The sequence below is a fragment of the Panacagrimonas sp. genome (genome assembly GCF_965216805.1).
GTDB lineage: Bacteria > Pseudomonadota > Gammaproteobacteria > Nevskiales > Nevskiaceae > Panacagrimonas.
This window is the reverse complement of sequence record NZ_CBDCGN010000002.1, coordinates 1,878,781-1,896,755: the sequence shown is the minus strand read 5'-3', so window position 1 is coordinate 1,896,755 and position 17,975 is coordinate 1,878,781. Positions and strand designations below refer to the sequence as shown.

The 17,975-nt window shown below is 67.2% G+C and carries 16 protein-coding genes and 1 tRNA gene; 9 read left to right on the top strand and 8 right to left on the bottom strand.

Annotated elements, in window-relative coordinates; genetic code table 11:
• Entirely contained in the window at positions 1–795 is a 795-nt protein-coding gene (locus tag ACOOHP_RS09050) for an outer membrane lipoprotein-sorting protein (RefSeq protein WP_420466119.1), read from the bottom strand.
• A 128-nt stretch (positions 796–923) separates the two neighbouring features.
• On the opposite strand from ACOOHP_RS09050, the gene ACOOHP_RS09045 reads away from it, so the two are divergent.
• Positions 924–1,727 carry a MerR family transcriptional regulator gene (locus ACOOHP_RS09045; protein ID WP_420466118.1) on the top strand — a complete coding sequence of 268 codons (804 nt, stop codon included), beginning with the start codon at positions 924–926 and terminating at the stop codon, positions 1,725–1,727.
• Positions 1,728–1,781: 54 nt separating this feature from the next.
• Here the strand turns inward: ACOOHP_RS09045 and ACOOHP_RS09040 are convergent, their stop codons facing one another.
• The gene (locus ACOOHP_RS09040) at positions 1,782–2,417 is read right to left on the bottom strand and encodes a hypothetical protein (protein WP_420466117.1); all 636 of its coding nucleotides are present in this window, start codon (positions 2,415–2,417) and stop codon (positions 1,782–1,784) included.
• 29 nt (positions 2,418–2,446) lie between these two features.
• Positions 2,447–5,020 carry an adenylate/guanylate cyclase domain-containing protein gene (locus tag ACOOHP_RS09035; RefSeq protein ID WP_420466116.1) on the bottom strand — a complete coding sequence of 858 codons (2,574 nt, stop codon included), beginning with the start codon at positions 5,018–5,020 and terminating at the stop codon, positions 2,447–2,449.
• A 29-nt stretch (positions 5,021–5,049) separates the two neighbouring features.
• On the opposite strand from ACOOHP_RS09035, the gene ACOOHP_RS09030 reads away from it, so the two are divergent.
• Positions 5,050–6,039 (top strand): ketopantoate reductase family protein, encoded by a 990-nt coding sequence (locus ACOOHP_RS09030; protein ID WP_420466115.1) that lies wholly within the window; start codon positions 5,050–5,052, stop codon positions 6,037–6,039.
• Here the strand turns inward: ACOOHP_RS09030 and ACOOHP_RS09025 are convergent.
• Positions 6,036–6,221 carry a PLD nuclease N-terminal domain-containing protein gene (locus ACOOHP_RS09025; protein ID WP_420466114.1) on the bottom strand — a complete coding sequence of 62 codons (186 nt, stop codon included), beginning with the start codon at positions 6,219–6,221 and terminating at the stop codon, positions 6,036–6,038. The genes ACOOHP_RS09030 and ACOOHP_RS09025 overlap by 4 nt on opposite strands.
• 65 nt (positions 6,222–6,286) lie before the next feature.
• Here ACOOHP_RS09025 and ACOOHP_RS09020 point away from each other — a divergent pair, with 65 nt between their 5' ends.
• Positions 6,287–7,771, top strand: a complete 1,485-nt coding sequence (locus tag ACOOHP_RS09020; RefSeq protein ID WP_420466113.1) for a protein adenylyltransferase SelO — start codon at positions 6,287–6,289, stop codon at positions 7,769–7,771.
• 9 nt (positions 7,772–7,780) lie between these two features.
• Here ACOOHP_RS09020 and ACOOHP_RS09015 read toward each other — a convergent pair whose 3' ends face one another.
• Entirely contained in the window at positions 7,781–9,277 is a 1,497-nt protein-coding gene (locus tag ACOOHP_RS09015) for a hypothetical protein (RefSeq protein WP_420466112.1), read from the bottom strand.
• Between the two features lie 156 nt (positions 9,278–9,433).
• On the opposite strand from ACOOHP_RS09015, the gene ACOOHP_RS09010 reads away from it, so the two are divergent.
• Both ACOOHP_RS09010 and ACOOHP_RS09005 read left to right on the top strand, forming a co-directional pair.
• The gene (locus ACOOHP_RS09010; RefSeq protein ID WP_420466111.1) at positions 9,434–10,630 is read left to right on the top strand and encodes a mechanosensitive ion channel family protein; all 1,197 of its coding nucleotides are present in this window, start codon (positions 9,434–9,436) and stop codon (positions 10,628–10,630) included.
• A gap of 127 nt (positions 10,631–10,757) precedes the next feature.
• Positions 10,758–11,702: a YheT family hydrolase gene (locus ACOOHP_RS09005; protein WP_420466110.1), complete on the top strand. Its 945-nt coding sequence runs from the start codon at positions 10,758–10,760 to the stop codon at positions 11,700–11,702.
• On the opposite strand, the gene ACOOHP_RS09000 is transcribed toward ACOOHP_RS09005, so the two are convergent.
• The gene (locus tag ACOOHP_RS09000; RefSeq protein WP_420466109.1) at positions 11,695–12,072 is read right to left on the bottom strand and encodes a hypothetical protein; all 378 of its coding nucleotides are present in this window, start codon (positions 12,070–12,072) and stop codon (positions 11,695–11,697) included. The genes ACOOHP_RS09005 and ACOOHP_RS09000 overlap by 8 nt on opposite strands.
• Positions 12,073–12,502: 430 nt before the next feature.
• Between ACOOHP_RS09000 and ACOOHP_RS08995 the strand changes: the two genes are divergently transcribed.
• The 4 genes from ACOOHP_RS08995 (at position 12,503) to ACOOHP_RS08980 (ending at position 15,106) form a co-directional block, all read left to right on the top strand.
• Complete coding sequence (locus ACOOHP_RS08995) at positions 12,503–12,895, top strand: hypothetical protein (RefSeq protein ID WP_420466108.1); 393 nt, start codon at positions 12,503–12,505, stop codon at positions 12,893–12,895.
• Positions 12,896–12,958: 63 nt separating this feature from the next.
• A tRNA-Arg gene (locus ACOOHP_RS08990) sits at positions 12,959–13,035 on the top strand.
• 459 nt (positions 13,036–13,494) lie between these two features.
• Entirely contained in the window at positions 13,495–14,265 is a 771-nt protein-coding gene (locus ACOOHP_RS08985; protein WP_420466107.1) for a hypothetical protein, read from the top strand.
• 43 nt (positions 14,266–14,308) lie between these two features.
• Positions 14,309–15,106 carry a glutathione S-transferase family protein gene (locus ACOOHP_RS08980; RefSeq protein ID WP_420466106.1) on the top strand — a complete coding sequence of 266 codons (798 nt, stop codon included), beginning with the start codon at positions 14,309–14,311 and terminating at the stop codon, positions 15,104–15,106.
• 20 nt (positions 15,107–15,126) lie between these two features.
• Here the strand turns inward: ACOOHP_RS08980 and ACOOHP_RS08975 are convergent, their stop codons facing one another.
• Both ACOOHP_RS08975 and ACOOHP_RS08970 read right to left on the bottom strand, forming a co-directional pair.
• Positions 15,127–17,133: an acetyl/propionyl/methylcrotonyl-CoA carboxylase subunit alpha gene (locus ACOOHP_RS08975; protein ID WP_420466105.1), complete on the bottom strand. Its 2,007-nt coding sequence runs from the start codon at positions 17,131–17,133 to the stop codon at positions 15,127–15,129.
• A 1-nt stretch (position 17,134) separates the two neighbouring features.
• Entirely contained in the window at positions 17,135–17,950 is an 816-nt protein-coding gene (locus ACOOHP_RS08970) for an enoyl-CoA hydratase/isomerase family protein (protein WP_420466104.1), read from the bottom strand.
• Between the last annotated feature and the right edge of the window lie 25 nt (positions 17,951–17,975).

Genomic DNA, 17,975 nt, shown 5'->3' with positions numbered 1-17,975 from the left:
TCAGGGGCCGAGGTAGAACATGCGCGGATTGAACAGGCGATCGGCCAGGTCCTGGCCGCTGAACACGTCGACGATCCGCAGGTCGGTGTGCGTCTGCGCCTGCAGATCCTCGATGCGGCCCTGACTCACGTACCAGTGCGGGCCAGACTGGGCGAGGTGCCTCGCCGAACTGACAAAGCGCTTGCGCACCTCGCCGGCTTGCATGAAGTCCGCCTTGATGACCATGCAGGACTGCTGGTCGATCCAGGCCTCCACCCGATCGAAGCGCGAGTCGTTGTCCGGCGTGGGCGACATCGACAGCACCCACATCGGGCGCTCCTCCAGACGATCCTCGCGCTCGAGCTTGAGGCTATCGTCGGTAAAGGCGTAGGCGATCTGCTTGACGTCCGCGTACGAAAGGTCGGTGCCGAATAGCGGGCTGTCCTTCATGCCACCGGAGATGCGCCGCACTTTCTGCAGTGCGGGCAGATACACGAACATGTCCTCGCCCTTGCCGGACTCGGCCTCGCGCACCAGATACGCGGCGCCACGCAGATCGGCCGGCAGCTCGATGCGCAGGGTGGCTTCGATCAGGTCCTGGTCGAGTCGTCCGTACAGCCGGCCCGACAGCATCCGGGTGCCGCCCGAGCGATCGGTGGCGATCAGCTCGAAGGTCTTGACCTGCAACGACTTGGGCACGTTGGCGCGCATGCAGGCTTCGATCTGGTCGATGTCTGCCGCGGCCGACACCGTCGCCCCCAACAGCACCGCCAATCCCACCGCGATCCGCGCCCCCCACCGTATCCAGCTGCACATGCTCGACTCCCCGACCCTGCTTGGGGCTAGCTTATCTGCTGCGGCCGGCTGTCTGTGACTTGCGCGCCGTACGCGTGCGATTGCCGCAGAATGTCGGCACCTTTGCCGCACCCAACCTGTCGCGATCCATGCCCACGCGAACCAAGACCGCTGTTGCCGCCGGCCGTCGCAAGGCCGGTAGCGTTGCGCACGAAGCGCGCGAATACACCATCGACGAACTGGCGCGCGAGGCGCAGTCCACTGTGCGCAACGTGCGCGCCTACCAGGACCGTGGCCTGCTGCCGCCGCCGGTCAAGCGCGGCCGTACCGGCTGGTACAACCACGAGCATCTGTCGCGGCTGCGCCTGATCGGCAGCCTGCTGTCGCGCGGCTACACCCTGGGCAACATCGGCGAGCTGCTCGATGCGCTGGAACGCGGGCATGACCTGCGCCAGATCGTCGGCCTGGAGCAGGCCATCAGCAGTCCGTGGTCGGACGAGGTCCCGCGTCACTACAGCCTGCCCGAGCTGCTGCGCATGTTCGGTATCGTGTTCAGCCCTCGAACCCTGGCCAAGGTGATCGAGCTGGGCCTGCTGGAACCCGACGGTCTGCGTTACCGGGCGCCGAGTCCCAAGATGCTGATCGCCGGCGCCGAGCTATCCAAGGCCGGGATGCCGCTCGACGACCTGCTGAAGGTCATCGAAGGCCTGCGTGCCAACGTGCAGCGCGTGGCCGACGAGATGGTGCGCCTGATCGCGCGCCTGCTCGATCGTTACGGCGAAGGCGAACTGCCGCCGCGCGAAGACGTGCCCAAGCTGGCGGAAACGGTTTGGCGCCTGCGACCGCTGGCGATGATGGCGGTAGAGGCCGAAGTGTCTCGCGCGCTGGAAAAGTCCGCCAACAAGTTTCTCGGCGATCGCATTGCGCAGATCCTGGAGCAGATGCAGCGCTAGCCGGCGGACTTGGAGCGACGGCCCGATCGCAACGCGATCCCGACGATGTCGCTTTCACGGCGGCCGGTCCAGACGCTGTTGCGCCGCGGCGCGCACCCGCTGCGCGTGATCCGCCGCACCGATCTTCTCGTAGGCGGCCGCCGCTTCCAGCAGCTTTGGTCGCCGCGATCCTGGATCAGCGTCGCGCAGCGCCTCCAGTTCGGCGAGGCGCGGAGCGACGCCGCTCGCGTCCATCTCCACCAGCAAAGCCCTGGCACGCGCAAAACCGGCGGCGGCGAAGTCGGCGCTCAGCACCGCAGCCGGCAAAGCCAGACGCGCGATCCAAGCGCGCAGTTCCCACATGCGAACGCCAATCCCGGCCGCTGCGCGGACGGCCGCCAGGCTGTGGGCGGCGGCTTCCTCGTGGCGGCCGAGGCTGCCGAGCGCCTCGGACAGCACCGCCAGATGGTAGGGCTGGAAGGGATACGCACCGGTGCCGCGCGCCACCAGCGGCAGTCCGTCCTGGAGGACCCGCACGGCGCCAGCGGCGTCGCCGGTCATCAGCAGGGCCTGGCCACGCGCGCGCGATGCCAGGGCATCGAAATACAGGCTGCGAAACGCGACGGCCTGCTCGACGGCGCGGTCGGCCTCCTCCAGCACGTCGCGCAGATCACCGGAGAGCCACGCCAGCTCCACCCGCAGGCCGTGCATCCAGCTGCTGCTGCGGCCGTCGCGCTCGATCAGTTCGATGGCGCATGCCAGGTCCCGGCCTGCTTGCGGCAGTCGACCGCTCCACCCCAAGTGCAGAACCAGATAGCCGCGCGAGCCGCTGTTGTCGGCGTTGATCGGCCCCTCCCACCAGTCCGTGCCGCAGCAGGCATTGACCACGTCGATGCCCTGGCGGAACCGTCCGAGCGAGCCATAGGCGAGCAGGATCGGCAGACGGAAACGGTCCGCCAGCTGCGCGCGGATATCGACCGGCGCACGTGCCAGTGCCGACTCCACCAGTTGCACCGCATGCTCCGCATCGCCGCGCAGCAGACGCAGGTTGCTGTAAGAGATATCCAGCTCGGCGGCCGCCTGGGCGTCGTCCAGGGTTTGTGCCAACTGCGCCGCCTGCGCGTAGGCCTGGTCCAGTTCGGTGGAATCGAGGCTGACGAAATTGGCCATGCGCAGCAGGCCCGCCCAGGCGGTGATACGCAGCCGTCGCACCTGGGTGTCGTCGTCGGCGCGATCCAGATGCAGCGCGGCCTGACGAAACTGTTCCACGGAGATGTGCGGATCGCGGGCGGAATACCATCTGCCGCTTCCAGATTCCAGCGCGCCGCAGCCAGCCATTGCCGGGCCAGCGCCCAGTGCGCGGCAACGCTGCGCGCGACCGCTTGCGTGGATTGTCCGGCGCTGCGCACTTCCATGGCCGCCGCTAGCTGCGCGTGCAAGGCAACCCGGCTGGCCCGCAGTTGGGCGTCGTAGGCCACCTCGCGCAGCAGCGGCTGTGCGAAGCGCCAGACGTCGCCCTCGCGTTGGAGCAGGCCGAACTGTTCCAGCGCCGCGAGCGCGGGCCGTGGATCGGCACGATCATCGCTCAGTTCGGCCAGCAGGTCGGTATCGAAGTCCGGCCCGATCACCGCTGCCCGCTGCAGCCAGGCTTTCTGCGGCGGCGGCAGCCGGTCGATCCGCGCGGCGACGAGTGCATGGACCGTGTCGGGGATCGGCAACTGCGCGATCGGCAGCTGCAGCCGATAAGCGCCCTGCGTGCCCGTCAGGTGGCCGGTCTCGGCCAGTGCGATCACCGCCTCTTCGACGAAGTAGGGATTGCCGTCCGCGCGCTCGGCGATGCGCGCCGCCAGTCCTGCCAGCGAGCGATGCGGGCCCAGCCAGGCGGCAGCCAGACGGCTCGACGCCTCCGGGGCCAGCGGCGGGAGCTGCAGGGTCTGATGCAGGCCCGGCAGGTCCATGCGGGCAGCGTCGGCGCGCCAGCTCAGCAGCAGCAGGGTCGGTGTTGCAGCCACCGCCGCGGCCAGCAGACGCACGAATTCCAGGGTCAGTGCGTCGAGATGCTGCAGGTCCTCGAACAGCAGGACCTGCGGGGAATCGGCGCGCGAAAGGTATTGCGCCAGCTGCCGCATCATGGGTTGGCGCAAGCTCGCCGCCTGGGCTTCGGTGAGTTCGCCAGGACGGCCGACGCCAGCGAACTCCATCACGGAACCCAGCGCGCCCGGTCGACTGCGCAGCGACCCCGGCAGCTCAGCTTCGATACAAGCACGAATGTCTTCGGCGTCGGCGTCCGGCGGGCAGCCGATGCGCGAAAGATACAGATCGCGCGGCGCGGCCATCGACAGCTGCCGCGCGTACGGCGATGCGGTGGTGCGATGCGTCGCGATGCCGCGCTGCCGGGCCTCCACCAGCAATTCGTGACACAGACGCGACTTGCCGATGCCGGCAGTGCCGACCATGCCGACCACCCGTCCACGGCCCTGCCCCACCTCGTCCAGTAACGCGCGCAGTTGCGCCAGTTCGGCCTGGCGTCCATGGAGTCCGGCAGCACCGCCGCTCAGCCGCCGCGGCGCCTTGGCAGCGGCGCGGTCGTAGCTTTCCAGCGCGAACACCTGCACCGCTTGATCGATGCCGTCGACCTGCATGGCGCCCAGGCCGCGCAGCGAGAATCGATCCTGGATCTGCATCGCGGTGGCGCGCGACAGATAGACCTGTCCAGGTTCGCAGATCTGCTCCAGTCGTGCGGCCAGATTCACTGTGGCGCCCTGCGCGGTGTAGTCCATGCGCAGGTCGTCGCCGATACGGCCCACCACCACCTCGCCGGTGTTCAAGCCGATGCGCAGGGTGAGATTGAGCGCGCGCTGCAAGCGCAGTTCGTCGGCAAACGCACGGATCGCAGCCTGCATGTCCAGTGCGGCATGACAGGCACGCAGCGCGTGATCTTCGTGCGCCACCGGCGCGCCGAACAGCGCCATCACGCCGTCGCCGGTGTACTGGTTGACAGTGCCCTCGTAGCGATGCACCGCCTGCGCCAGCAGCGAGAAGAAGCGGTCGAGTATGGCGTGCCAGGCTTCGGCGCCGGCCTGCCCGGCCAGGCGCGTGGAGCCCTTGATGTCGGCAAACAACACGGTGACGCGCTTGCGCTCGCCGACCAGGGCGGAGCGATGCCGCAGGACTTTCTCGACCAGATGTCGCGGCGTGTAGCCGGCGCGGTCCGGCGTCGGACCGATCGCTGCCCGGACCAGCGGCGCGGCACATTGATTGCAGAACCGCGAGCCGGGCGGGTTATCGGCCGCACAACTGGGACAAGGCATCATGCGTCCATGATAGGTGAGGAGGTGGACGCGTGATCCTGATCGTCGGCACCGGCGCGGTCGGCACCATCCTGGCGACATACCTGGTCGCGGCCGGACGCGACGTGGGCCTGTACGCGCGTCCCAAGGACCTGGCGCGCTTTGGTCCCGTCGAGCACCTGCGCGTCGATTTCCCCGACCGCCGCCCGCCGCTACTGGCGGCGCGTCCGCATCTTCTGGAGTCGCTCGATCTGGACCAGGTCGACCAGTTGCTGATCGGCGTCAAGTATCCGGACCTCGATGCGCTGCTGACACGGCTCCCCGACCCGATACCCGCGCACTGCACGCTGGTGTCCACTCTCAACGGTGTGGCGCCCCTGCGCGCGCTGCGCCACGCGCGACCCGGCGCGCGCATCGTGCCCATGAGCGTGATGATGAACGGCCAGTTGCAGGCGCCGCTGCATGCGCGGTTGACCACACGCGCCGAGATCGTGCTCGGCTCCGACGACCCGGTGTTGCTCGGCGTTTTCCGCGGCGTCGGCATGACGGTCGAGGCGGCGCAGGGCGACGAGGCGGTATGGGGCAAGCTGCTGATCAATCTGGCCAACGCCATCTGCGCCGCCACCCATACCACGTTCAAGGATTTGTTCTGCGACCCCGATCTGCGGAGTATCTACGTGGCCACGCTGGACGAAGCCACTGCCGCGCTGGCAGCCACGCGCACGCCGTGGAAGCTGCCGTTGATCGTGCCCTACCCGGTCTATCGCAGCCTGCTGCTGCATGGCGGCCCGCTGCCCTGGTGGTTCGCCAAGTACCGCAACGGCGTGCGCGAGGGCGCGTATCCGTCGATGGTGGCGGACGTGCAGGCGCACCGTCGCACCGAGGTGGTTCAGCTCAACGGCGAAGTGCTGCGCCTGAGCCACACGGCAGGCCTGCCCTCGCCGATCAACGCCAGGTTGGTCGAACTGATCGAGGCCGGTCCCGGCAAGACGCCGTTGATGCCGCGCGAACTCAGGGCATTGCTGGGGCTGTCGGGCTCCTAGCGCGAAGACTTGGGTCCCAGCAGCAGCCAGATGATGAAGCCCAGCACCGGAAGAACCAGGATCAGCACGATCCACAACGCCTTTTTAAGCGGTTCGGCGCGGCTGCCGACGATGTTGATGATGGCGTAGATGTCGGCGACCAGGACCAGGATGCCCCACAGTCCGATGTTGTCCAGATTCATGTCTGCATTCCGGTAGATCAGGGCAGAGCGTATCCCACTGTGCCGGCCTGGCGCACAATGGGTGCATGTCTACTGCACTGTTGCAACTCGACTGGGTCGACCGCTTTCTGCAATTGCCCGAGGCCTATTACACCCGCGTCCGCCCAGAGCCGCTGTCGGCGCCACGCATGGTTCATTTCAACACCGAGCTGGCCGGTCAGATCGGTCTATCGGCGGCCGACACACAAGACCCCGAGCTGCTGGCGTTGCTTTCCGGCAATGCGAGCCGGCCCGGCGACAAGGCTATCGCCACCGTCTACGCCGGACACCAGTTTGGGCATTTCGTACCGCAGCTTGGCGATGGTCGCGCCCTGCTGTTGGGACAGCTTCGCAACCCGCAAGGCGACCTGTTCGAGCTGCAGCTCAAGGGCGCGGGGCGCACGCCTTATTCGCGCTTTGCCGACGGCCGCGCAGTGTTGCGCTCGTCCATTCGCGAATATCTGTGCTCGGAGGCCATGCAAGCGCTGGGTATTCCGACCACACGCGCACTGGCGCTGGTGGCATCGCCGGACCCGGTACAGCGTGAGACGCTGGAGACCGCCGCCGTCGTGTGCCGGGTGGCCCCCAGCTTCGTGCGCTTCGGCCATTTCGAGTATTTCTTCTACCTTCACCAGCACGAGCGTCTGGCGCCGCTGGCCGACCACGTGATCGACGGACATTTCGCGCACCTGGCCGCACGCCCCGACAAATACGCGGCATGGCTGGGCGAGATCGTGGAGCGCACTGCCAGGCTTATGGCGCGCTGGCAGACGGTGGGTTTCTGCCACGGGGTGATGAATACCGACAACTTCTCCATCCTGGGGCTGACCATCGATTACGGCCCCTACGGTTTCCTGGACGGCTTCCAGAGCGGTCACATCTGCAATCACTCCGACGAAGCCGGCCGCTATGCCTACGACCAGCAGCCGCGCATCGGTTACTGGAACTGTTCGCGCCTGCTGCAGGCCACCCTGCCCTTGCTGCATGAAACGCCCGAGACCGCGGTGGAGATCGCCCAGGGCATCCTGGCCCGCTACCCCGGCGCGTACGCAGACGCCGTGCTTGAGGGCTGGCGCGCGAAGCTGGGCCTGCTCGACACGCGTGACGGCGATCGGGATCTGATCAATGCTTTTCTGAATATTCTCGATCGTGGCGCCAACGACTTCACCCGCTGCTTTCGCGGGCTGGCGGCGGTGCGCTGCGACGCGACGATTGCGCCGCCGATCCGCGACGAGATTACCGACGTCGCCGCCTTCGACGCCTGGTTGCAGGATTACCGCGCGCGCCTGCAGGCGGAGGACAGCGACGACCCCGCACGCGCCGTGCGGATGAACGCGGTGAATCCGAAGTACGTGCTGCGCAATCACCTGGCGCAGACCGCGATCGAACTAAGCGAACATGGCGAGGACACCGAGGTGGACTGCCTGATGCAGGTTCTGTCACGGCCGTTCGACGAGCAGCCCGAGCGCGAACGCTATGCCGCGCCGCCGCCACCGCAGGCCGCGCATATTGCGGTGAGTTGCTCTTCGTAGGACCCGTGCTCAGCGCATCAGCGGAATCTCTGCGGCGTGCGGATCGGCGGCGAGCGCCGGCCCTTCGAACGGCGGTGCCACCAGCACCGTTTCGAACAGGAACGGATCGTCGAAATGAGTCTGGCCGACGAAGGTAGTGGCGTGTCGGCCCCACTGGCGCATGGCGCCGGCGCTGCGCACGCCGCTCGGCCATAGCCAGAAACGTTCGCCGCGCTCGGTGCCGGCAACCAAGCCGTCGGGTCCGAACAGGCTGCGCGTGCCGCCTTCGGGCAGGGGCAGCAACAACAGTTCGTCGTAGGGTTGCAGCTCGTACTCGCGCCCTCCGGCCGCCCGCGCCTGATCGGCCGCAAGCACACGCTGCACCGCGTGGGTGCCCGATTTCAGGCGCACCGTGATCTGTCCCTCGGGCACCTGCGCCTGCGGGAACAACATGGTCTCCCGGTCGTCGGGCACCTCGCGACGCCGCATGTCGCGCACCGGATAGGCAAAGTGATAGCAACCGCAGGCGTGGATGGTGTCGTGCATCAGCGGCTGCCCGCGCTCGTCGAAGGTGACGCGCCAGATCACGCCGTCCAGCGGACCTTCGGCGGAATCGCCGGACTGGTGACGATCGAACCACACGAAGTAACTGATCTGCAACAGGTTGCGTCCACCGAAACGGGTGTATCCCGGCAGGTAGTACACCACTGGCTTGCGCACGTTGACGCCGGGCGTGCCGCCGCCCACGGTGGGCTGCCCCGGCAGATCGTAATCGTCGGCCGTGTCGATCCACAGTTGCGGCGCGTGATACTGCGCCATCTGGATCACTTCCGAACCCAGCATGCCGATCCGACCCAGGCGGTCGCGCGGCTTGCGACTCAGATCCACGGTCTCGTAGGCGTACTCGTCGGAGACCCTGGCTTTCCACAACACCAGCTCGCCCTTCGCTTCAAGCGAGTCCAGCGGCTTGGCGTATTCGGCCAGCACCTCTTCCTGATATTCGCGCACACCGCGGTTCAGAAAGGGCTTGGCCAGCGGGTACAGGCCCAGCGTGCGGGCAACCGTGGAGTACTCGTGCGGCGGCGTGACGACGGACAGCAGGTGTTCGCGGAACGCCTTGTCGTCCAGCTCCCAGCTGCGCAGCCAGGCGCCACAGCCGCGCAGGTCGATCAACGTGGAAGAGGCGGTCTGGCGATCCAGCCCCAGGTTGCGCAACTCGATGTCGCGGGCCTCGTCCTCGTTGGCACGCAGATAGCCCACCCACTCCCAGAACGTGTCCATGTCGGAAATTTCCGACGCGAAAGATGCCGAAAAGCGGTCGCTGCGCAGGTAGGGATAGCCTTCGATGCGGGCGTAGCCGGCATCGGCGACGCCAGCGGCTTCGATGCGCTGATCCACCTGTTCGAACAGGGCGAGGCAGTCGTCGCCCTGTGGCACCAGCGGCCGCGGCGGCGTGGAAGTCGTGGCACATCCGGCAAGCAGCAACACCAGCAAACCGGCAAACGGGGCGACGTGCAGACGGGACATCCGGGGGGTCCTCTTGATCTGGGCGCATGACATTACGCATCCGGCACGAGACCAGACTCAGCCGGCAGCGTCCAGTCAGGTGTTTGCCTATCGGGCGGTCCAACCGGTCGGCACAGCAACGCAATTCGGGTGGCTGCCGCCCTTAGAATCCGCCTTATGATCGATCTTCCCGCGCATTGGCCGTGGTCCGCGCTCGCCGTGGCGGCAACCGGCGTCGCTGCTTCGGTCCTGATCGAGTTTCTGGCCCGTAGCCTGGATCGCGGTCGCTACGCCTGGCAACAGGCGCTGCGGCGGCGGCTTGGCGTGGCGCCGGACCAGCCGGTCCCCGAGCTGCGCTGGGCCACCCGCGTGCTGCAACTGGTCCTGTGGAGCCTGCTGGGCTACGGACTGTTGCGGCTGTGGGGGCTGGATGAACTGGGCGCGAGCTTTGTCGATGGCCTGCTGGGAACCGGCATCAGTGTGGGCGACAGCACCGTGGTGCCTGGCAAGCTGATTCTGGGGGCCTTGGCGTTCTTTCTGCTGGTGACCTTCACCCGCTGGTTCAAACGCAAGCTGGAACGGGACTGGCTGCCGCGCACCGGACTGGAACCCAGTGTGCGCATGTCGGTGGCGACCTTGTACGGCTACGCCGCGTTCGTGGTGGCGACGCTGGTGGGACTGGCCGCAGCGGGACTGGACCTGTCCAAGATCGCGCTGGTGGCCGGCGCCTTGTCGGTCGGCATCGGCTTCGGCCTCCAGAACATCGTCAACAACTTCGTGTCCGGCCTGATCTTGCTGTTCGAGCGACCGGTGCGGCTGGGCGACTACATCAAGGTCGGGCAATCCGAGGGTTTCGTCCGGCGCATCCGCATCCGCTCCACCGAGCTGGAGAACGCCGACCGTGTCAGCGTGATGGTGCCCAACTCGGTGCTGCTCAGCTCGGAGCTGCAAAACTGGAACTATCGGAACAGCCTGGGCCGAGCAGTGGTGTCGGTGAACGTCGCCTACGGTAGCGATCCTGAACAGGTGCGCGATCTGCTGCTGGAGCTGGCGCGCCTGCATCCGTTGGTGATCCAGGACGGCGAACGCCTGGACGTGACGGGGCCGGCCGTGGTTTTCACCGCGATTGCCGATTCCAGCCTGACCTTCGAACTGCAGGCTAACGTACGCGACATCTATGCGCGCGGCAGCGTGGCCAGCGACCTGCGCTACGCGGTGTATCGCGCGCTGCGCGAGCGCCACATCGAGGTTCCCTATCCGCAACGCGACGTTTGGCTGCGCAACCCGATGGATATCGTCAGGGCGGCACGCGAGGTCGATGCCGTATCTGAATCCTCGAAAGACGCCAGCCAGCAGGACCATGCGTCGCCCTGACCGCCTACCACCGGGCGAAACGGCGAACGGCGCTACTCCGGCAACCCCAGCGGCGGTCGGCGCCGCGGCGCATGGACGCATTCTGCGTTCCGCATTCGTGCCGCATCCGCTGATGCGCAACCCGCACGTGCAAACCGTTCTGCCAGCGTTGTTGCGGCCAGTCCGAATTCTGCCGTGGCGCATCGAAAAGCTGGAGTTGCCGGACGGCGATTTCATCGAGCTCGGCTGGGCCGGCAGCGGTCGGACCGATGCACCCGTTGCGGTGCTGTTGCATGGGCTGGGCGGCAGCCTGGAATCCAAATACGTGTGCGGCCTCGGCCGCCGCCTCGGTGCCGCCGGCTGGAGCGTGTGTGCGGTGCGTCAGCGCGGCGCCGGACCGCAGCCGAACCGACTGCCACGCGCCTACAACCACGGCGACAGCGAGCCGATCCGGTTTCTGTGGCAGACCTTGCGTCAGCGCGCGCCCGACTGCTTCATCGCCTGCGTCGGCTGGTCGCTGGGTGGCAACGTGATGCTCAAGGCGCTGGGTGAAGCCGGCGTCCATGCGCCTATCGATCAAGCCTATGCGCTGAGCGTGCCGTTTCGCCTGCACGAATGCGCCGAGCACCTGCGCCACGGTTTCGCCCGCGTCTATCAGCGCCGTCTGCTGGATGCCTGCAAAGACATGGTGCGTCGCAAGCACGCGGCGCGTCCCCTGCCGTCGGATGTCGATCTGGTCATGGCGCTGGACGCACGCGACTTTTTCGAGTTCGACGGCGCCTTTACCGCGCCGACCAGCGGTTACCGCGATGCCGAGGATTACTACGCGCGCGCCGCCTGCGGCTCGTTTCTGACGCACATCCGTCGCCCCACCCGCATCCTGCATGCGCTGGACGATCCATTCATGCGGCCCGAGATCGTCCCCGCCGCTGCGGCATTATCGCCCTGGGTCGACCTGGAACTGTCGGAGCGCGGCGGTCATGTCGGCTTCCTCAGCGCGGACGCTTGGGGAAGGCCGCAGTGCTGGTCGGAGGCCGAGGTCTGCCGGCGCCTGCAGGCCGACCACGCCGCTGCCCGCGGGCGCATCAGCTAGCGGTGCGCGTCGTCGACCCTCCAAAGCGTCGGGCCAAGTGAAGGTAACGCTGGCGTTGCACGGTGCTGTAGCGGCATTCGCCGTGGGCTGCCACCGCCAAGGCCAGCGCAGCCACGATCACCAACGGGTGCGCGCCCAGACCGATACTCAGCACCGCCAGCACCAGGCTGCCGGCCCGCAGCCAGCCCGCGATGGCGCGGGAATGCTCGAAGCCCTCCGCGTACCAACGCACCAGACGTTCGCGGTCGCGACGGTCTTCTCCCACCGCGGCGCAGCGCCGCGAAAGCTGATGCAGGGCCCAGGCGTCCACCAGTTCGGCCGTCAATACGGCCGCCAGTGCGCCCACCATCATCCAGTCGATCATGTTCATTGTCCTCGCTGCTCCTCTCTCGCCGGCGGCGATCGGCCCTGTACGGCCGGTCGGTCGGTGTCATTGATAGAGCGCAGAGCAAGGACGGTGCACCGCGGCAGGAATCAACGGTCTGCAGCGCCCGCCCTGATGACGAGCGGTGTCGCCGAGACCCTCGGAAGGCGGTAACCGTTAGCCGCGGGCCGACGCGACATCCGATTCCCGCGCTGGGTTCGTGGCGCAGGCTGGCAGGCAGGCGGATTGCCAACAAACCGTCGCATCCTCGCGACGTCTTTCCATCGGGCTGACGAGCGTCGTTACGCCCGTCGGCCGAACCCGACCGGCTATCTGCCGCCGACGGCGAAATCCGCTTGCCGGCGCCGCTGGCACGGGTCTTGATGGGAACGCAGGAACATTCCGCCAACCGGTCCGTCGCGTCGTCCCTTACGCCATGAACATCTCCGTCAAATCCCTGTGGCTCGCCGTTCACCGCATCCTCGGTAATGCGGGTGTCGGTCTCGGGTGCAGCATCGAGCTGCGCGAACTGATGACCGCCTGGGCCGAAACCGGACTGCGTCAGTCCGACCTGGCCCGCGCCCTGGAAACCCTGGGTGGCGCCGGATACCTGCGGCTCGAAAGCGCCACTTATGGGCCGGTGGCGCGCTTGATGGACGAACAGTTCGGCCTGTTGCGAGCCGACGGACAAGACCAGCGCGTGGTGGCATCGCTGGAGCAGTTGCGGGTCTCGCGCAAAGCCCGCGCCGGCCATCTCAAATCCCTGGTTGCAGGCGCGCGCGAGAACCGGCGCGCCGAAGACCGCAGCCTACTCACCGAGGCAGCCTGAGCCGATGGCGCCGTCGGCCATGGCGTTCCGATCGAGGCGCCGACCGCATTACACTGTGCGCTGGCGCCCTTAGCTCAGCTGGATAGAGCATCAGGCTTCGAACCTGAGGGTCGGGAGTTCGAATCTCTCAGGGCGCGCCATATTTCCGGACTTCGGCTCGGGAGATTCTCGCTCCCGCGGGAGAAGTTCGCTGCGCTCACGCCAACGCGCTGCGCGCTTTTGGTCGAATCTCTCAGGGCGCACCATATTTCCGGACTTCGGCTCGGGAGATTCTCGCTCCCGCGGGAGAAGTTCGCTGCGCTCACGCCAACGCGCTGCGCGCTTTTCGGTCGAATCTCTCCGGTCGCGCCATCGTCTGACGGCCTATGCACAACCGTGATCCGATGCCATCCAAGCCTGAATGGAATATCGGCAGATCGGATCGTCGAAGCGACCTTGTTGCGGCCGGCTCAGAAATCGTCGGCCTTCGCAGACCGCCCTGAGACCTGATCTGATCCGGACCGCTGCATCGCCGGTCCGTTTGCCCCGCGAATACGACGCACGGCGCCGGCGCCGGCGCCGGCGTACCCTGCGCGATCACTGCGTCCCGGACTATCCCGATGATCGACTATCACCCTCTCGAAGAAGTGATTCACCATCCCGGCCTGCGCCTGGTGCTGGTCCGCGGCATGCCCAGCCCTTGGGGTCAGGCGGCCAAGACGATCTTCGAGATCAAGGGACTCGAGTTCGTGGTAGGGCCGCAGGAGGCCGGCGGCGAGAACGAACAGCTCAAAGCCTGGTCGGGTCAGACCAGCGGCCCGGTGGTGGCCTGGTCGGACGAAGCGCCGATCCATCGATGGATCGACATCCTGATGCTGGCCGAACGTCTGCGACCGACGCCAAGCCTGATCCCGACCGATGCCATGCAGCGCGCGCTCATGATTGGCCTGTGCCACGAGGTTTGCGGTGAGCTGGGCATCGGCTGGAACCGTCGGCTGCAGATGTTTGCGCCGGCCATCGCCAGCGGCGATCCGCCCGCTGGCATGAAACGCATGGCGCAGCAGTACGGAAGTTACCGCCCCGATCAGGCGGCCGACGCCGGCGCCCGCACCGCGCGGATTCTTCGTGCCTTGAACGCGCAGTTGAAGTCCCAGCAGGCGCGCGGCGTTAATTTTTTCGTCGGCGACGCCTTGACCGCGTTGGACCTCTACTGGGTAGCGTTCATGAATATGATCGATCCGCTGCCGGCGGAACATTGTCCGATTCCGGAAGACCGGCGCGCCTGGTTCGTTGCCACCGATCCTCTGATTCGAGACGCGCTGACTCCGGAACTGGTCGAGCATCGCGGCCGTATCTTCTCCACCTGCTTTCGCGATCCCATGGAGCTGTGATGAGGGCCGTGCAAGCTCGAAGCAATAACCGGATCGAAGTCGCGTGAGCGCCGGACTGCGAATATTTTCCTATCTGCCCAACCCGCGCATCGCCAAAGCCACCATCGCCGCGCGACTCTGCGGTGTCGAGGTGGAGCTGCGCGGCGCCGCAGTGGCAGAGCTGTCCGGATGGCTATGGGACTACGACGCCCGCCCGCTCGACGCCGAGGCGCAGGTGCAGTTCGCGCACCTGACCCACCACGGCAAGACCGGCTTTTCTGCGCCGCTGTTCAAGACCCCGCAATTTCTGCGCGCGCATCCTTTCGGCACCGTGCCCGCTGCGTTCGGTCCCGGCGGCGATATCGGTATATTCGAATCCAACAGCATCATGCGCGCGGTGGCACGCCTGCGTGAAGGCAAACACGGCTTGTACGGGCAAGATGCCTACAGCGCCTCGCGCATCGACAGCTTTCTCGACGTCAGCCTGGTGTTTGCGCGCGACGTGCAGCTCTACGTGCTGGCACTGCGCGACGGCTCTATCGCGAACCCGCTCCACGCCAGCGCCGGCCGCGCGCTGAGGGCTTACCTGGGCGGCATCGAGCAGGCCTTGCAGGCGTCGTGTGCCCACATCGCCGGCGATGAGCTGAGCCTGGCCGACATCACGTACGCCGCGGAGCTGGCCCTGCTGCACAACGAAAATCTGCATCACCCGTTACCGGCGCGCGGCCACTTGCCGCCGTTGCTGGGCGACGGCCTCCGTCAGGCGTTTCCGCTGGCGTGGTCGCACTTCGACGCACTGATTGCGCATCCGGCGTTCGCACCGGATCTGGGTCCATACCTGGACGAACTGAAAGCGGGTTGAGCCAGCCATTCGCGGTCGCGTCAGCTCGGGTCCGGGATCACGCCAATCAGCAGTTGTCGCGCCTTGACCTGCTGGCCCGCCGTCACTGACACCGACTCCACCACGCCGGCTACCGGCAAGCTGAGCTGGAACTCCATCTTCATTGCTTCCAGCACGGCCAGAGCCTGGCCCTTGTCGACCCGTTCGCCGGTCTGTACGTGCACGGCGAGGATGCGACCGTCCGAGCGCGCCAGCAACCTGCCGTCCGACCCTGGTGCAACGCCCCGGGTCGGCACCAGGGTCAAGTCCCGGTACCACTCGATGCGGCCCTGCGCGTCCAGCCATAGGCGATCGCCGTCGCGCACGTACCGGGCCTGCCGGCGCACGCCCTCGCTGCAATAGCGCACTGTGCCGTCGGCCGCGACGTCCAGTTCGTCGAGCACGATCGCGTCGGCATCCCCGTATTCCACTCGAAACGCGCGGGCGCCAGGCTCCACCTGCAGGGCAAGATCGAACACGCGCTCGCGATGTTCCAGGCGCAGCCCGACCGGGAACGGATGCGCGGAGCGCCAAGCCGTCCATTCCGGCGCCAGGTTGTGCGCGGCAACCAGTTGCGCGGCGTCATCGGCGTAAAGCACCGCCGCCGCCAGCGCGAGGTGCTGCGAGGACGGCACGACCTGGTCCGATTCGTCCGGCGCCAGGTGCCGCGCGATGAAATCCGTGCTCACCTCGCCGGTAGCGAACGCCGGGTGCGCAAGGATGCGCGCGAGAAAATCGCGGTTGCAAGCAACCCCCAGCAGGCACGTTGCGCCCAATGCCGCCAGCAGCCGGGTGCGCGCCTGTTCGCGGTCCTCGCCCCAGGCGATCAGCTTGGCCTGCAGCGAGTCGTAGTGCGCACCGATGACCAGGCCTTCGCGCAGCGCGCCATCGATACGCAAGCCCTCGGCGTCCGGCACCGACCATCGCAACACCGTGCCGGTTTGCGGCGCGTAGCTTGCGGCGGGGTCTTCGGCGCACAGGCGCACTTCGATGGCATGACCGCGGCGACGCGACGCGATCTGCGCCTGGGTCAGCGGTATCGCTTCACCCTGCGCGATCCGCAACTGCCACTCGACCAGATCGATCCCATAGACCGCCTCGGTCACCGGGTGCTCGACCTGCAAGCGCGTATTCATTTCCAGAAAATAAAACGCACCGTCCTGCGCCAGCAGGAATTCCACGGTACCGGCGCCGACGTAGTTCACCGCGCGCGCAGCGGCCACGGCGGCGACGCCCATGCGTGCTCGCAATGCGTCGTCAACGGCGCAGGACGGACTTTCTTCCACCACCTTCTGGTGGCGCCGCTGCACCGAGCAGTCGCGCTCGCCCAGGTGTACGACGGTGCCGTGACGGTCTCCGAATACCTGGATCTCGACATGGCGCGCCCCGACCACAGCCTTTTCGATCAGCAGCTCGTCGCTGCCGAAGGCGTGGGCCGACTCCGACCGCGCCGCGGCGATGGCGCCGGGCAGCGCGGCCTCGGACTCCACCAGACGCATGCCACGACCCCCGCCGCCGGCAGCCGCCTTGATCATCACCGGAAAGCCGATACCACGGGCCTCCCGAATCAGGGTTTCGTCGCGCTGATCCTGCCCCTGGTAGCCCGGCACGCAGGGCACACCAGCGGCGATCATCAGGCGTTTGGACGCGGACTTGTTGCCCATGGCCGCGATGGCCGCCGGATCGGGCCCGATGAACACCAGGCCGGCGTCGATCACCGCCTGTGCAAACGCGTCGCGCTCGGACAGAAACCCGTAGCCAGGATGGATCGCCTGCGCTCCGCAGCATCGCGCTGCCTCGAGAATCGAATCGATGCACAGGTACGACTCGCTGGCGGGCGCCGGACCGATGCATATCGCTTCATCGGCCAGCTGCGCATGCAGGCTATCGGCATCGGCCTCGCTGTAGACCGCGACGGTACGGTATCCGGCCTTGCGTGCGCCGCGAATCAGGCGCACCGCGATCTCGCCACGGTTGGCGATCAGGACCGTGTTGAAAGCGCTCCTCAACTCAAACGCTCCCCGCCCATTTGGGCTTGCGCTTCTGTAGATATGCAGCAATGCCCTCCGGTGCCTCGCTGCCACGCACTGCCGCAGCGAACTGTTCGGCGGCATCGTCCAGAACCTGCTCCAGATCGGTCTTCCCGGCCTGCAGCAGGATCGCCTTGGTCATGCGATTGGCCTGCGGCGCGCATCCCAGTACTTGCGTCAGCACCGCCTGCAGCGCGAGGTCACCGGCCGCTGCATCGGCAAAGGTTTCGTGGATCAGGCCGAGTTCGCGTGCGCGCCGGCCGTCGAACATCGCGCCGGTCAGACACAGCCGGCGCGCCGCGGTCAGGCCGATGCGCTCGACGATGAACGGTGCGATCTGCGCCGGCGGCAGGCCGCGTGTCGTCTCCGGCACGCCAAAACGCGCATCGACGTGCGCCAGCGCGACGTCCGACACGCAGACCAGCCCGAAACCACCGGCCAGCACGCTGCCCTCGCAGCGCGTCACCAATACCGCCGGCAAGGCGGCGGCCTTGTGCAGCAGGCGTCCGAAACGGCGCGACAGCAACGCGATCGGGTCCGGCTCGTCCGGCGAGACCGGCTGCATGCCACCACTCATCATGTCCTTGAGGTCGCCGCCGGCGCAGAAGTGTCCGCCCGCACCGCTCAGCACCACGACGCGCACCGCCGGGTTCGCAGCGATCCAGTCGAACGCCGTATCGAGGTCCGCCACCATGGCCAAGCTCAGCGCGTTGCGCGCCTGCGGGCGGTTGAGCGTCAGGTGCAGCACACCGCCTTCCAACTGCAGCACCAGGGTTTCGAAGCCGGGCGGATTCACGGTCGGTCTCTCCTGGGCGTCGCGC

What these genes read in the sequence shown, in the direction of transcription:
- ACOOHP_RS09050 (WP_420466119.1), bottom strand. Translation starts at nt 795, where the DNA reads ATGTGCAGCTGGATACGGTGGGGGGCGCGGATCGCGGTGGGATTGGCG.
- ACOOHP_RS09045 (WP_420466118.1), top strand. Translation starts at nt 924, where the DNA reads ATGCCCACGCGAACCAAGACCGCTGTTGCCGCCGGCCGTCGCAAGGCC.
- ACOOHP_RS09040 (WP_420466117.1), bottom strand. Translation starts at nt 2,417, where the DNA reads ATGCACGGCCTGCGGGTGGAGCTGGCGTGGCTCTCCGGTGATCTGCGC.
- ACOOHP_RS09035 (WP_420466116.1), bottom strand. Translation starts at nt 5,020, where the DNA reads ATGATGCCTTGTCCCAGTTGTGCGGCCGATAACCCGCCCGGCTCGCGG.
- ACOOHP_RS09025 (WP_420466114.1), bottom strand. Translation starts at nt 6,221, where the DNA reads ATGAATCTGGACAACATCGGACTGTGGGGCATCCTGGTCCTGGTCGCC.
- ACOOHP_RS09020 (WP_420466113.1), top strand. Translation starts at nt 6,287, where the DNA reads ATGTCTACTGCACTGTTGCAACTCGACTGGGTCGACCGCTTTCTGCAA.
- ACOOHP_RS09015 (WP_420466112.1), bottom strand. Translation starts at nt 9,277, where the DNA reads ATGTCCCGTCTGCACGTCGCCCCGTTTGCCGGTTTGCTGGTGTTGCTG.
- ACOOHP_RS09010 (WP_420466111.1), top strand. Translation starts at nt 9,434, where the DNA reads ATGATCGATCTTCCCGCGCATTGGCCGTGGTCCGCGCTCGCCGTGGCG.
- ACOOHP_RS09000 (WP_420466109.1), bottom strand. Translation starts at nt 12,072, where the DNA reads ATGAACATGATCGACTGGATGATGGTGGGCGCACTGGCGGCCGTATTG.
- ACOOHP_RS08995 (WP_420466108.1), top strand. Translation starts at nt 12,503, where the DNA reads ATGAACATCTCCGTCAAATCCCTGTGGCTCGCCGTTCACCGCATCCTC.
- ACOOHP_RS08985 (WP_420466107.1), top strand. Translation starts at nt 13,495, where the DNA reads ATGATCGACTATCACCCTCTCGAAGAAGTGATTCACCATCCCGGCCTG.